Source organism: Uliginosibacterium sp. TH139, assembly GCF_002855595.1.
Taxonomy (GTDB): domain Bacteria; phylum Pseudomonadota; class Gammaproteobacteria; order Burkholderiales; family Rhodocyclaceae; genus Uliginosibacterium; species Uliginosibacterium aquaticum.
This window is the reverse complement of record NZ_PKRR01000005.1, coordinates 46,632-59,179: the sequence shown is the minus strand read 5'-3', so window position 1 is coordinate 59,179 and position 12,548 is coordinate 46,632. Positions and strand designations below refer to the sequence as shown.

12 protein-coding genes are annotated in these 12,548 nt (G+C 61.9%); 2 read left to right on the top strand and 10 right to left on the bottom strand.

Annotated elements, in window-relative coordinates; translation table 11 throughout:
- The first annotated feature begins 88 nt into the window (after window positions 1-88).
- Entirely contained in the window at window positions 89-1,453 is a 1,365-nt protein-coding gene (locus C0V76_RS12885) for a serine/threonine-protein kinase (RefSeq protein ID WP_101942880.1), read from the top strand.
- Window positions 1,454-1,541: 88 nt separating this feature from the next.
- Here the strand turns inward: C0V76_RS12885 and C0V76_RS12880 are convergent, their stop codons facing one another.
- Window positions 1,542-2,546 (bottom strand): hypothetical protein, encoded by a 1,005-nt coding sequence (locus tag C0V76_RS12880; protein ID WP_101942878.1) that lies wholly within the window; start codon window positions 2,544-2,546, stop codon window positions 1,542-1,544.
- Between the two features lie 167 nt (window positions 2,547-2,713).
- On the opposite strand from C0V76_RS12880, the gene C0V76_RS12875 reads away from it, so the two are divergent.
- Window positions 2,714-3,565, top strand: coding sequence for an SPFH domain-containing protein (locus tag C0V76_RS12875; protein WP_101942876.1), 852 nt, complete (start codon window positions 2,714-2,716; stop codon window positions 3,563-3,565).
- An 80-nt stretch (window positions 3,566-3,645) separates the two neighbouring features.
- Here the strand turns inward: C0V76_RS12875 and fliN are convergent, their stop codons facing one another.
- The 9 genes from fliN to fliF all read right to left on the bottom strand — a co-directional run bounded on the left by fliN (window position 3,646) and on the right by fliF (window position 12,503).
- On the bottom strand, window positions 3,646-4,080 hold the full coding sequence (fliN, locus tag C0V76_RS12870) for a flagellar motor switch protein FliN (protein WP_101942875.1): 435 nt from the start codon (window positions 4,078-4,080) through the stop codon (window positions 3,646-3,648).
- On the bottom strand, window positions 4,073-5,104 hold the full coding sequence (gene fliM / locus C0V76_RS12865) for a flagellar motor switch protein FliM (RefSeq protein WP_101942874.1): 1,032 nt from the start codon (window positions 5,102-5,104) through the stop codon (window positions 4,073-4,075). Before fliM ends, fliN begins: the two co-directional genes overlap by 8 nt.
- Before the next feature lie 29 nt (window positions 5,105-5,133).
- Complete coding sequence (fliL, locus tag C0V76_RS12860; RefSeq protein ID WP_101942872.1) at window positions 5,134-5,733, bottom strand: flagellar basal body-associated protein FliL; 600 nt, start codon at window positions 5,731-5,733, stop codon at window positions 5,134-5,136.
- A gap of 118 nt (window positions 5,734-5,851) precedes the next feature.
- The gene (locus tag C0V76_RS12855; RefSeq protein ID WP_101942870.1) at window positions 5,852-7,108 is read right to left on the bottom strand and encodes a flagellar hook-length control protein FliK; all 1,257 of its coding nucleotides are present in this window, start codon (window positions 7,106-7,108) and stop codon (window positions 5,852-5,854) included.
- A 94-nt stretch (window positions 7,109-7,202) separates the two neighbouring features.
- Window positions 7,203-7,658 (bottom strand): flagellar export protein FliJ, encoded by a 456-nt coding sequence (fliJ, locus tag C0V76_RS12850; RefSeq protein ID WP_101942869.1) that lies wholly within the window; start codon window positions 7,656-7,658, stop codon window positions 7,203-7,205.
- A gap of 10 nt (window positions 7,659-7,668) precedes the next feature.
- Window positions 7,669-9,081, bottom strand: coding sequence for a flagellar protein export ATPase FliI (fliI, locus tag C0V76_RS12845; protein ID WP_101942867.1), 1,413 nt, complete (start codon window positions 9,079-9,081; stop codon window positions 7,669-7,671).
- A 6-nt stretch (window positions 9,082-9,087) separates the two neighbouring features.
- Window positions 9,088-9,753 (bottom strand): FliH/SctL family protein, encoded by a 666-nt coding sequence (locus C0V76_RS12840; RefSeq protein WP_101942866.1) that lies wholly within the window; start codon window positions 9,751-9,753, stop codon window positions 9,088-9,090.
- A 37-nt stretch (window positions 9,754-9,790) separates the two neighbouring features.
- Entirely contained in the window at window positions 9,791-10,798 is a 1,008-nt protein-coding gene (gene fliG, locus C0V76_RS12835) for a flagellar motor switch protein FliG (protein ID WP_101942864.1), read from the bottom strand.
- On the bottom strand, window positions 10,782-12,503 hold the full coding sequence (gene fliF, locus C0V76_RS12830) for a flagellar basal-body MS-ring/collar protein FliF (protein ID WP_101942863.1): 1,722 nt from the start codon (window positions 12,501-12,503) through the stop codon (window positions 10,782-10,784). Before fliF ends, fliG begins: the two co-directional genes overlap by 17 nt.
- Between the last annotated feature and the right edge of the window lie 45 nt (window positions 12,504-12,548).

The window sequence follows — 12,548 nt, the reverse complement described above, 5'->3', positions numbered from 1 at the left end:
TTTTCAAGCGCTTTCCTTCTTTTTTTTTATAATCTTTGTCACACTCCCATCTGAGCCGGAGTGTGACCGGCAGGGGGCAGGGTAAGTCATGGCGGATATGCCGGAACGCGTCGGGAAATACAAGATCATCCGCGAGATCGGGCGGGGGGCGACGGCCGTCGTTTATCTCGCCGAGAATCCGTATTACCCGGAGCCCGTGGCCCTCAAATACATCTCCTTCCGCGACAAGGCCAAGGATGAGGCCAAGTGGAACCGACGCCTGCTCAAGCTCTTGCGTGCCGAGGGCTCGGTGGCGCGGCGTCTGGATCATCCGAACATCATCAAGATCTACGAGGCGGTGATCGAGAAGGATGAAGCCTACGTTGTGATGGAGTATTTTCCCGGCGGTTCGCTGGAAGATTTCTGCAGCTACGAAAAGATGCTGCCGGTGCATCGCACCACCAGCATCATTTTTAAGGTTGCCATGGCGCTCGATTACGCCTACCGCCAGGGCATCGTGCACCGCGACATCAAGCCGGCAAACATCCTGGTCGACAGCACGGATAACGTGAAGATCACCGACTTCGGTCTGGCGATGAACGTGAACAAGAAGAGTGCCGAGGATTCGACCTTCATCATGGGGGTGGGGTCGCCGGCCTACATGTCACCCGAGCAGATCAAGAACTACCCCCTCAATCAGAAGACCGACCTTTACTCTCTGGGCGTGGTGCTCTTCCACATGCTCACCGGGCGCTTGCCATTCCGGGCCAAGAACCCGGCACAGCTGGTCTACAAGATCATCAATACTGATCCTCCCTCGGCCAGCGCGCTGAACCCGGATGTGCCGGAAGCCATGGATACGGTGATCCGCAAGTCACTGGAGAAGGATCTGTACTCGCGCTACAAGAATGGTGCGGAGTTCGCCAAAGATCTCTCCGGGATTCAGTTTAAAATTTACGATGAAAGCGATGTCGTTCCGGATGGCTCGCGTTTCGCCCAGATTCGTCGGCTGGCGTTCTTTACCGAGTTTGACGACATAGAGATTTGGGAAATCGTGCGGTTTTCGGCTTGGCGTCTGGCGGAGCCGATGACCCAGATTGTGCGCGAAGGCACTACGGATCAGCGTTTTGGCATCCTGCTCGAGGGTGAGGTGGAGCTTTCGATCAATGGCAAGGCGGTGTCCGTTATTGGCCCGGGCGATTGCTTTGGTGAAACGGCGTATCTGGACAGTATCAACCACCGCCAGGTGTGCTCCGTGGTGAGCAAGAATTTCGTGCGCTATCTCGAAATCACTCCGGCCGCACTGGCCTTGACCTCCGAGGAGTGTCTCGAGCACTTCCGTGAGCGTCTCATGACCACTGTTGTGCAGCGTATGGCACGGGCCGATACGCGCTTGGCAGAGCAGGGCGCTCCGGCCCTGCGTGCTGTTAATGTCACCAGTTCCAGCATGGAGCTGACACTGGTGGATGACTGATCCCGCAGTGGATCTGCATCCGGTTCAGTAGCTGCCTCGAGAGTCGTTCAGCGCTTGCTGAGCTGCCTCGCGAGGGCCAATTGCCCTCTCAGACCACCAGATCTACTTGCTGGATCCCGCGCGCTTCACCTGCTTCGGTGAGGAAGATGCCGCTGCTACGCACCATTCCCAGTGTTTCTCCCTGATCCTTGATACTGAAGGGCGTTTGGCGGTGTTCCAGTGCTATAGCGCCGACGCCAGCTTTTGCCAGACTTTGTGAGCCGGTATCGGGGCGCCACACGCTGAGGGCTGCGAAGCTTGAGTCTGCTTCGTCGATCCAGCCATTGCCATCCTCATCCAGTTCGGCCAGTTCGCTGAAGCCATTGCCTGAACTTGGGCCGAAGAGCTCGCTGCCGTCGTCGATCTTCCCGTTGCCGTTGCGGTCCAGCGCGAGCCAGGCGCTCCCAGCACCGAGCCCGGCCAGCTTTTCCTTTTCCCCATCCATATTGAGATCGAAGGACCAGGCACCAGCTTGCAGGCGTACCTGGTCTGTAGCCAGATTCAGGACCAGCGGATCGGTCGCTTTGGGCGTGTTGCCGGCTTCGATCAGCAGGGAGCTTTCCTGCCGCTCATAGCGCTGCATCGCGAGGTCGAGCGAAAAGTTGATGCGGCGGCCGTCCGCCGTGCTCACTTCTCCGCTGGCGCTGAAGGCCGCGAATTCAAACTCTTCATGGACCTGACGGGCTTCGATGCGTACAGACCACTGTGGTTCTGTTGCTGATGTTGCAGCGGGGGCTGGCGTGCCTGGCGAGCTCGAGGTATCGCTGCTTGTGGCGTCCAGGCTGCCCGGGTCGAAGAGTTCGATCTTGCGTCCGGTGATGGCTTCAATGACCGCGATGAGCAGTTTGAGGCGGCTGTCCATGGACGGCTCGCCCTCCTCGGAAGCCGCTTCGGCTTGTTGCACTGCCAGACCTTGCGACGACAGCTCTGCCTGGGTCTGAGGTGGGCGGCTAGAGAGGTTCTCGAGCTTGAATGTGAAGCTGCTCTCCTGGCGGGTGCGCTGCCAGGCGAGTGCTGTTCCTTCCGTCTGGAAGTCGCTGTGTGTGATTTTCATGCGTTTCTCCTGTGGCCCTTGTTGATGCGGCCATCTGTAGGAGGATTACCGGCGTAGCAGGGAGGAGCTTGAATTCCTGATGGGGGGACGCCCCCTTCAAGGGCAGGTAGCGATGTCATTGTGGCAGCGCGTTATGATGGCCACTTCATCGTGGGTAGGAGCTGAGCATGGAAGGCTTGTTTGTTGTTGTAGCCCTGCTGGTGTTCGTGATTGTGACGATCGCCAAGGGCGTGCGCATCGTGCCGCAAGGCGATGAATGGATCGTCGAGCGCTTGGGCAAGTATCTGACCACCATCAAGCCTGGCCTTAGCATCCTGATTCCTTATCTGGATGCGGTGGCCTACAAGGTCACTACCAAGGACATCATTCTCGATGTGCAGGAGCAGGAGGTGATCACGCGTGACAATGCGGTGATCCTTACCAATGCGATTGCTTTCATCAAGGTCACCGATCCGGTGCGTGCTGTGTATGGAGTGTCGAACTTTTCGGAAGCGATCCGCAATCTGGTGATGACGACCCTGCGCTCTATCATCGGCGAGATGGAGCTGGATGAGGCGCTGTCCTCCCGCGACAAGATCAAGGCCCGTCTGCGCGAGAGCATCGCGGATGAGGCCCTTGACTGGGGGATCAGCATCAAGACGGTGGAGATTCAGGACATCAAACCCTCTGAGTCCATGCAGCGTGCGATGGAGTTGCAGGCTGCCGCCGAGCGTGAGCGCAAGGCGGTGGTGACGCGTGCCGAGGGGAGCAAGCAGGCCGCGATCCTGGAAGCTGAGGCGCGCCTCGAGTCGTCCAAGCGCGATGCCAATGCGCAGGTGGCGCTGGCGACCTCCTCGGCCGAGGCCATTCGCCGGGTGACCGAGGCTATTGGCACGCACAGTACACCGATGATGTTTATCCTCGGCGAGAAGTACATCAGCGCCATCGAAAAGCTGGCTGCGTCCGACAACGCCAAGATGGTCGTGTTGCCGGCCGATCTGCAGGAAGTTGTGAAGCGCTTCGTGTCGCCGCGCAGTTAGTGGTGTTTTGGACTGTGTGGTGGAGCAATGAAAACGCCCCGGATAGGGGCGTTTTCATGGGGAGCGCTGACTGCGGGTCATCAGGTGCGGAGTTTTCGCACGCGCTCCGAGGGTGTGATGATGTCGGTGAGACGAATGCCGAACTTGTCATTCACGACTACCACTTCGCCTTGGGCGATGAGGGTGCCATTGACCAGCACATCCATTGGCTCGCCGGCCAGCGCATCCAGCTCTACCACCGAGCCGTGGGCCAGTTGGAGGAGATTGCGGATCGAGATGCGGGTACGGCCGAGTTCGACGGTAAGCTGCACCGGAATGTCCAGGATCAGCTCGTAGTCGTTCATGCTGCCGGGCTTGGCGCCGCCATCGAAGTTCTGAAAGGCGACCGGCTGAGCCAGCGCTGCGGCCTCCTTGGAGGCGGCTACGGCGTCGACATCGGCCTGCTCCTGCATGGCCGCAGCCCAGTCGTCTTCACTGATCTGCTCTTCGGCGGTGTTGCTGTCTTCTTCAGCCATGGCTGTCTTCTCCTTGCACGCCCAGCTTTGTGGCGATCAGGTTGATTTCGGTGTCTTCCGGGCGGATGAATTTCTCCACCCGCAGGGCGTAGTGGCCACCCTGCACGCCGTATTTGCATTCGAGTACCTTGACGCCATCGACATGGGCCTCGATGTTTTCCGGGATCTCCAGCGGAACGATATCGCCCACCTTGAAATTGACGAGATCGCGCAGGCTCACCTTGGTGGTGCCCAGATCGGCGACGAGCTTCACATCCACGCCATTGATCTGCTTGGACATGAGGCTGACCCAGCGCTTGTCCTGGGTGATGTGATCGGACTGCATCGAGCTGTAGAGGATGTCGCGGATCGGCTCGATCATTGAATACGGGAAGCAGATGTGCATGTCGGCTTGAGCACCGCCGAACTCCAGCGTGAACGTGGTGGCAACGACGATTTCGCTGGGCGTGGCGATGTTGGCGAACTGCGAATTCATTTCGCTGCGAATGTATTCGAACTGGATTTGGAATACCGGTGACCAAGCGCGTTCGTACTCGGCAAATACGACGCGCAGTAATCCCTGGATGATGCGCTGTTCGGTGGCGGTGAAATCACGCCCTTCGACCCGGGAGTGAAAGCGGCCGTCGCCGCCGAACATGTTGTCGACGACGAGGAACACCAGGTTCGGATCGAAAACCACCAGGCCGGTGCCGCGTAGCGGCTTGGCCATCACCAGGTTCAGATTGGTGGGGACGACAAGGTTGCGGACGAACTCGCTGTACTTCTGCACCCGGATCGGCCCTACCGAGACTTCCGCGTTGCGGTGCATGTAGTTGAATATGCCGATGCGCAGGTAGCGCGCGTAGCGTTCATGGATCAGCTCGAGCGTGGGCATGCGCCCGCGCACGATGCGCTCCTGGGTGGCGAGGTTGTACGAGCGTATGCCAGCGCCGTCTTCGCCGCCGTGCTCCGGCTCGTCGACTTCACCGGTGACGCCCTTGAGTAGCGCGTCTACCTCTTCCTGAGAGAGAAAGTCCTGGCCCATCTGGCGCCTCTATGCTTTCTGCGGGATCTTTACTGCACGATGAACTGGGTGAAGAACACGGATACGACCGGGCCGACCTCTTCCTCCTCGGCCCCCTTCTTCTTTTTGCCCTTCTTTTTCGGCGGCGGCTCCCAGCCGAGCACTTCGTTCATGATGTCCTTCATCTCCAGTGCCAGCTCTTCGCGTCCATCCGGAGTGGTAATTTCGGAGGCTTTCTTGCCCGAAAGCAGCGAGAGGATTTCGTGGCGGATCTGCGGCATGAAGGATTTGACCGTATCACCCACATGCGCATCGATGACTCGCACAGAGGCAACGACCTGCAGGAACTGCTCGCCGTTCTCGGGCTGCAGATTCACCGTAAAGGGCTCCAGCGGCATGAAGACCGGAGGCTTCTTGGGGTCGTAAGCGGGCCACTGGTGTTCGGCATGAGAGCTCTCTGCGGCGGCTTCTTCCTCGCCGTCAGCCGCCGCCTTTTTCTTGCCCAGCAACATGAATGCGCCACCACCAATCAACCCGAGTACCAGTACGGCCACCACGATCAGGATGAGCAGTTTCTTGCTCTTCTTGGGGGGCGCAGCCTCACCGTCTGTTGCATCGTCTTTCTTCGGGGCTTCCTTGCTGGTTGCCATGATTGCTTGTCCTCGTCCAGTTCTGAGATTGTGCTGCCTGGTGTCAGGCCCTCAAGCCTTGAATAACGGACGTTGGCGGCCCTTTATGAAGGGTATTGCCAGAAAACTCATGATTCCCTCAGGCGAAGGTGTCGATCATTCCGCTACCACTGCGGGCCCAGCTCGCGTGGCTGGCCGCCACCAGCGGCTCCAGACTGGTGGTATCGCGCTGGCCGTAGCTTCCGCCAGTGCTGCGCTGGCTGGGTGTGTCGCCCTGAGTCTGCTGGCCGCTGTTGCCGGCATTCACGTTGGCCTGGCCGAGCTGGATACCGGCATCGGCGAGCACTTCGCGCAGGCGGGGCAGGGCGTCCTGAAGGGCTTCGCGGGCGATCGGGCTAGCGGCCACGAAGCTGGCGCTGGCCTGATCGCCATTGAGATTGATCGAAACCTCGATACGCCCCATCTGCGGCGGGTTCAGCACGAGCTCAGCGCGGCCCTTGTCCTGGGTGGCGACCCAGCTGATCTTCTGGCCCACTTCATCAGCCCAGCCGCGCGTCGCGACCGGGGTGCTGACTTCGTGGCGCGGCACTACCTCGTTCGAGCGTGCTGGTTGCAGGCCCGGATGGGTCTGGCTTGACTGGCTGGCTTGAGTGGCCTGGTTCTGAGCCAGCGTCAGCTCGCTGGCGAAGCTGTTGCTACGGTCGCTGCCCTGGTCGGAAGCGCGGGCAGCTGTTGCCGCAGGATTGAACTCCACATTATTTGCGGTGGCTCGTTCGCTGATGCCGGCGCCTGCGGGCAGGTCCTTACCTTCCGCACCCCGCCGCGTGTCGGTAACACCAGTAGTGTCTGCGAGCCCTTTTCTGCTCTCTTCTGAGCCGAGCGTCGAGCCATTCGGGCCGCTTTGGGCGGCGCCTTGGCCGGCAAGGTTTGCCGCTGCCGCAGCAAGGGCTGCCGCTGCGCTTGCCGGATCCTGCAGGGGGATGGCCGCAGCGGGCTGATCGCTGAGCAGGGCCAGGGACGGATCGGTGGCCAGGGGTTCGTCCTCCGTACCGATCTCGTCCGAGTCGGACTCGGCCTGCGTTGCATGAGCGTCTCCTAGCAGCAGCGCCAGCTTGGCTGCATCGCCGGGCAGGGGGCTGGTGCTGTCTTCGGCCGTCTCCTCCGGCTTGCCCGAAGCCTGGGTGGAAGCCTTGTCCGGCAAGCCTTCTGCTTTGCTGGAGGGTTTGCTTTCGGTGGGCTTTGAGGCCTTCTCGGCGGCCTGGGTGCGTGACTTGAGAACCTGGGAGAAGCTCGGCTGGTCCGGCTGCCCGGTTTGTGCCGAACTGCCCTGTGGGGCGCCATTGCGCGGGGCGACCGGGGCGATTGCGGCAAGTGCGGAAACGGTGTTGGCGGCCATGGCCTGTTACCTCGATGTGCGGTGCTGTGTGCTCATCTCTGCAAGGGCTGTGCCAAGTGTCGATTAAGGACCCCGGCGGCAGGCATGAGGTTCTTCAGCTACCGCCTTCATCCTGTTGGCGGCGGTAGTGCTTGATCGCATGCTCGTCGCTGAGGCGTTGTTCCTGCTTGTTCTGGCGCTGCATTTCCTGCAGGTGCTGGCGCTGGCTGAGGGTGTCGAAAGCTTTCGCGCGGGAGTGTTCGGAGGCCCACTTTTCCTGACCTTTAACGGTGGCATCGCGGGAGTTGTCGACCATCGCCTGCTGAGCGCGGATGGCGTCGTCGAGTTTTCCAAGGAAGGCGCTGAAATTGCGCAGGGCGGAGAGGTCCAGGCCGTTACGCGACATCTGGGCGAACTTTGCGTAGTACTCGCTGCGGTACTGCAGCAACATGCCCAGCTTGGATTCACAGGCCTGCTCGCTGGAAATCAGCTCGCCGAGCCGGCGGGTGGCTTCGTCAACCCGGGTGTGGGCCAGATCCTGCAAGGTCTTGAGCGGACTTTTGTGCGTCATGGGTACAGCCTTACATCGTCAAACCAAAGAGCCTGTGCAGTTGCTCAAGGCTCTGCTCGTAATCGGCACGTTCTTCAATGGCCTGCTGCAGAAAGCGCTCGAGTTCCGGATATATGCGTACGGCCTCGTCGAGCAGCGGGTCGCCGCCGGGCTGGTAGGCGCCCACCGCGATCAGGTCGCGCGAGCGCTGGTATCTTGAGAATAGCTGCTTGAAACGCCGCACGAGATCGAAGTGGCTGGGCCGGATCAGGCCGTGCATGGCGCGTGAGATGGATTGCTCGATATCTAGTGCCGGGTAGTGGCCCTGATCGGCGAGGTTGCGCGAGAGCACAAAGTGGCCGTCCAGAATCGCGCGTGCCGAGTCGGCGATCGGATCTTGCTGGTCGTCGCCTTCGGCCAACACGGTGTAGAAGGCAGTGATCGAGCCGCCGCCATCCGGCCCGTTGCCGGCACGCTCCACCAGTGCCGGCAGGCGTGCGAAGACCGAGGGTGGATAGCCACGCGTAACCGGCGGTTCGCCGATGGCCAGGGCAATTTCGCGCTGGGCCATGGCATACCGGGTGAGTGAATCCATGATCAGCAGCACTTGCTTGCCCTGATCGCGGAAGTGCTCGGCAATGGTGGTGGCGTAGGCGGCGCCCTGCAGGCGCATCAGCGGGCTGGTGTCGGCGGGGGCCGCTACGACCACCGAACGCGCCAGGCCGTAGGCGCCGAGGTTCTGCTCGATGAACTCTTTTACCTCGCGGCCGCGCTCGCCGATCAGGCCGACCACGACTACGTCGGCCGAGGTGTAGCGCGCCATCATCCCGATCAGCACCGACTTGCCTACGCCCGAGCCGGCGAAGAGCCCCACGCGCTGGCCGCGGCCGACCGTCATGAGCGCATTGATGGCGCGAATGCCGACATCCAGGCTGTTGGTGATGGAGGCGCGCGCCAGCGGGTTGATCGGGCGGCTTTGCAGCGAGCGGGTCTGGGTGGTCAGCAAGGGGCCCAATGAATCGAGTGGCCGGCCGGCGCCATCCACCACCCGGCCGAGCATCTCGTCTCCCACCGGCAGGTGTTTGGCGCGGTCTGAGGCACGGCGGCGCGGCTCTACCCGCTCGCTGGCCGTCGGCGTGGGCTGCACGGGCTCGTTGGGCATGACTGGTGCGCCAGGCGCGAGGCCGATCACGTCGTCGGTGGGCATCATGTAGAGCTTGTCACCGTTGAAGCCGACGACCTCGGCCTCTACCGTGCCACCACCCGGCACCATCACGCGGCAGCCCGAACCCAGGGGCAGTTTGAGGCCAGCGGCTTCCATCACCATGCCGTTGATGCGGGTGAGCCGCCCGAGGACCTGGAAGGGCGGGGTGGCGCGGGTGAGCTTGCGGCAATCGCCGAGAAAGCCTTTCCAGACCGGAGCGAAATGTTCGCGCGAGCTCATGCGGCCTTACTCCTCGTCCAAGGCTGCGGCATTGCGACTGAAGTTCTCGACGATGCGGCGCCAGCGGGTCTGCAACTGGGCATCGATCTGGCCACCGGAGGATTCGATGATGCAGCCGCCGCGTGCGACCGAATCGTCCTCGGCGACGCGGTGGGCCAAGTCTTCGTAATGCTCGCCGACGTAGCGGCGCATCAGTTGCACGTCTTCCGGATTGACGCGGATCGTGGCGCTTTGCTGGGGCAGGTTCTGCATCGCTTCGCGTACCACTTCGAGCACGCTCTCGGGCTTGGCGGCAATGCTGTCACGCACCACCTGGCGGGCGATCTCGATGGCCAGCGCCTGGAGCTCTTCGGCGACCTCCTGGTCCACCTGGCCCAGCGCTTCGTCGAAAGACTGCACCAGTTGATGCAGTTCGGCCGCCTCCATGCGCCCGCGTGCACTGCCTTCTTCATAACCGGCGGCGTAGCCCTCGCGCTGGGCTTCCTGCACGATGCGTTCGATGTCTTCCAGCGTGGGCAGCTGCACTCCCGGAGCAATTTCCAAGGGGCCGCCGGGCGTGGCTGCTTCCATGACGGGGGGCTGCTCTGGTGCGGGCGGCGGAGCGTCGAACTGATCGAAGGCCAGGCGCTGATAGGCGCTGGAAGCCTGGCTGCGTGGGATGACTTCGGCCATCTATCGCGTCCCCTGTGGGAGCCATTTGCTTGAGGGCTCAGACGAAGGCATCGTCGCCTCCCTTGCCGCCGAGCATGATCTGGCCTTCTTCGGACAGGCGTCTGGCGGTCTTGAGGATTTCCTTCTGCGCCGTTTCCACTTCCGACAGGCGCACCGGCCCGCGCGATTCCAGATCTTCGCGAAGCATTTCGGCCGCGCGGCTGGACATGTTCTTGAAAATCTTCTCGCGCATTTCGGGGTTGGCGCCCTTGAGCGCGATGACCAGTTGGTCGCCCTGCACTTCGCGCAGGATGGTCTGGATGCCGCGGTCGTCGCAATCCATCAGGTTTTCGAATACGAACATCTCGTCGAGGATGCGCTGGGCGAGATCCGGGTCGTATTCGCGCACGTTGTCGAGAATCGCGGTTTCAGCCGCTGCACCCACGAAGTTGAGAATATCTGCCGCATGGCGGGTGCCGCCCATAGAGGCTTTCTTGAGGCTGGTGCCAGAGCCTGAGAGCACGCGGGTGAGCGCTTCGTTGAGTTCCTTGAGCGCAGCCGGCTGCACGCCATCCAAAGTGGCGATACGCAACAGCACATCGTTGCGCAGGCGTTCGGTGAAGTGGCGCAGGATTTCACCGGCGTGGTCGTACTCCAGGTGCACCAGGATGGTGGCAATGATCTGCGAGTGCTCGTTCTTGATCAGATCGGCGGCGGTGGCGGCATCCATCCACTTGAGGGATTCGATGCCCGCAGTGTCCGAACCTTGCAGCACGCGCGAGATCAAATTGGCGGCGCGTTCGTCACCAAGCGCCTTGGTCAGCATGACGCGGATCACTTCCTCGTCCGGCTCGATGTGCGAGCCGCGTGCTGCATGCAGTTGCAATTCCTCGATCAGCTTCTCAACGCGTTCGCGCGGCTGCGGCGTCATCTTGGCCATGCCGGCGCCGAGCTTCTGCACCTCGCGCGGCGACAGATGCTTGAGAATTTCCGCGGCCTCATCGCCCCCCAGGGTGAGCAGCAGCAGGGCGCTCTTTTCCAGCCCGTCGTTAGCGTCCTTCGCCACTTGCGCCTCCTCCCATCCATTCCTTGATCAACTGGGCGACCATCTTCGGATCCTTGGCCGCCACTTCGCGCGCACGCGCCAGCTTCTTCTCGAAACTCATCTTGGCGAGTTCCAGTTCCAGCACTTCCGGCGGGATGTCATCGTCCGTGCCCAGGGCGCCTTCTTCGCCACCCTCCGCCTGGGCGTTGTAGGCTGCAATCGCGCCTTCCGCCTCGGCGCCAATCGCAGGCTCCGGTTCGGGCGGCGCAAAGGTGCGCATCAGCGGCTGGATGACCTTTTTATAGACCAGCAGGATCACCAGCAGCAGTACCAGCCAGCGCGCCAGTTCCTTGGCAAGGTTGATGGCCTGCGGATCCTGGTAGATCGGCAGTGCGGCGACCTCTTCCCGTGCCGGATCAGTGAACGCGGTGTTGGTGACATTGATCGTGTCACCCCGTTTTTCGACGTAGCCAACGGCTTCGCGCACCAGATCATTGATCTTGCGGACTTCTGCCTCGCTGAGCGGGGCTGTCTTTACATTGCCCTTGGCGTCCTTCTCGGCCTTGTTGTTGACCACCAGTGCCACCGACAGGCGACGAACCTGGCCGACCGCACGTCGCACGTGGGCGACGGTCTTGTCCACTTCGTAATTGATGGTGGCGGTCTTGTTGGTGTTCAGCGGCACCGCCTGCGGGCCGGACTGTACGGCCTGGCCGGGCACGGCCGGCGTGGTGATCGGTGCGGTGGCGGGCACGGGGGGCTGGTTGGAGAGCGCGCCCGGCACGCCGATTGGCCCCGGCTGATTGGAGATGTTTTCGGCCGTCTGCTGGCTGCGTACCGCCGTATCGGGGCTGGGATTGGGCTTGTAGGTTTCAGAGGTCTGCTCGGCGGCGTCGAAATCCACATCGGCCATCACCTGAGCGCGGAAGTTGCCCGCCCCCAGTACCGGATCGAGGATTTTCTGGATGCGCGTGATGTAGCTCTCTTCAACGTTGCGCACGTATTCGAGCTGGGTGTCGTCGAGCGCCACGCCATCCTGCTTGCGTTGGCGGGCCAGCAGGTTGCCGTTCTGGTCGATCACGCTGACCTGATTGGCGGCCAGCTCCGGCACGCTGGAGGACACCAGGTGCACGATACCGGCCACCTGCGCCGCATCCAGGCGGCGACCCGGGCGCAAATTCACCACGATCGAGGCCGTGGGCTTCTGTTCGTTGCGCAGAAAGGCTGTCTGCTTGGGGATTGCCAGATGCACGCGTGCCCCGGCCACTGCGCCGATGGACTGGATGGTGCGGGCGAGCTCACCTTCTAGAGCGCGCTGATAGTTAACCTGTTCGTGAAATTGGGAGAGTCCCAGCTTCTGGGTTTCCAGTAATTCGAAACCGACCGAGCCACCGCGTGGCAAACCCTGGGCGGCGAGCGCGAGGCGCAGCTCGTTGGCGCGGGCCCCCGGCACCATGATCGTGGCACCGCCGTTTTCGACGCGATAGGGCACGTTCTGCTGCTGCAGCGCGGTGATGATGGCGCCGCCATCCTTCTCTTCCACGCCCGAGAACAGCACCGAGTAGGGCGGCTCCTGGCTCCACAGCCAGACCCCCACCAGCAGTGCCACCGCGAACGCAAGTGCCGCCGCACCGGCCATTTTCTGGCGCGGCGTGAGGCGGGCAAAATTGTCCATGATCGCCTGCAGCGGCGTAGTCGGCGGGTTTGGCAATGCTTCTTCGGCCATGTATCGCGCTCCGTTACGGCTACTTTGCAGCAGCCTTATTGACCA

Bases quoted from the DNA above. Each gene is read 5' to 3' on its own strand.
- C0V76_RS12885 (WP_101942880.1), top strand. From the start codon at position 89: ATGGCGGATATGCCGGAACGCGTCGGGAAATACAAGATCATCCGCGAG.
- C0V76_RS12880 (WP_101942878.1), bottom strand. From the start codon at position 2,546: ATGAAAATCACACACAGCGACTTCCAGACGGAAGGAACAGCACTCGCC.
- C0V76_RS12875 (WP_101942876.1), top strand. From the start codon at position 2,714: ATGGAAGGCTTGTTTGTTGTTGTAGCCCTGCTGGTGTTCGTGATTGTG.
- fliN (WP_101942875.1), bottom strand. From the start codon at position 4,080: ATGGCTGAAGAAGACAGCAACACCGCCGAAGAGCAGATCAGTGAAGAC.
- fliM (WP_101942874.1), bottom strand. From the start codon at position 5,104: ATGGGCCAGGACTTTCTCTCTCAGGAAGAGGTAGACGCGCTACTCAAG.
- fliL (WP_101942872.1), bottom strand. From the start codon at position 5,733: ATGGCAACCAGCAAGGAAGCCCCGAAGAAAGACGATGCAACAGACGGT.
- C0V76_RS12855 (WP_101942870.1), bottom strand. From the start codon at position 7,108: ATGGCCGCCAACACCGTTTCCGCACTTGCCGCAATCGCCCCGGTCGCC.
- fliJ (WP_101942869.1), bottom strand. From the start codon at position 7,658: ATGACGCACAAAAGTCCGCTCAAGACCTTGCAGGATCTGGCCCACACC.
- fliI (WP_101942867.1), bottom strand. From the start codon at position 9,081: ATGAGCTCGCGCGAACATTTCGCTCCGGTCTGGAAAGGCTTTCTCGGC.
- C0V76_RS12840 (WP_101942866.1), bottom strand. From the start codon at position 9,753: ATGGCCGAAGTCATCCCACGCAGCCAGGCTTCCAGCGCCTATCAGCGC.
- fliF (WP_101942863.1), bottom strand. From the start codon at position 12,503: ATGGCCGAAGAAGCATTGCCAAACCCGCCGACTACGCCGCTGCAGGCG.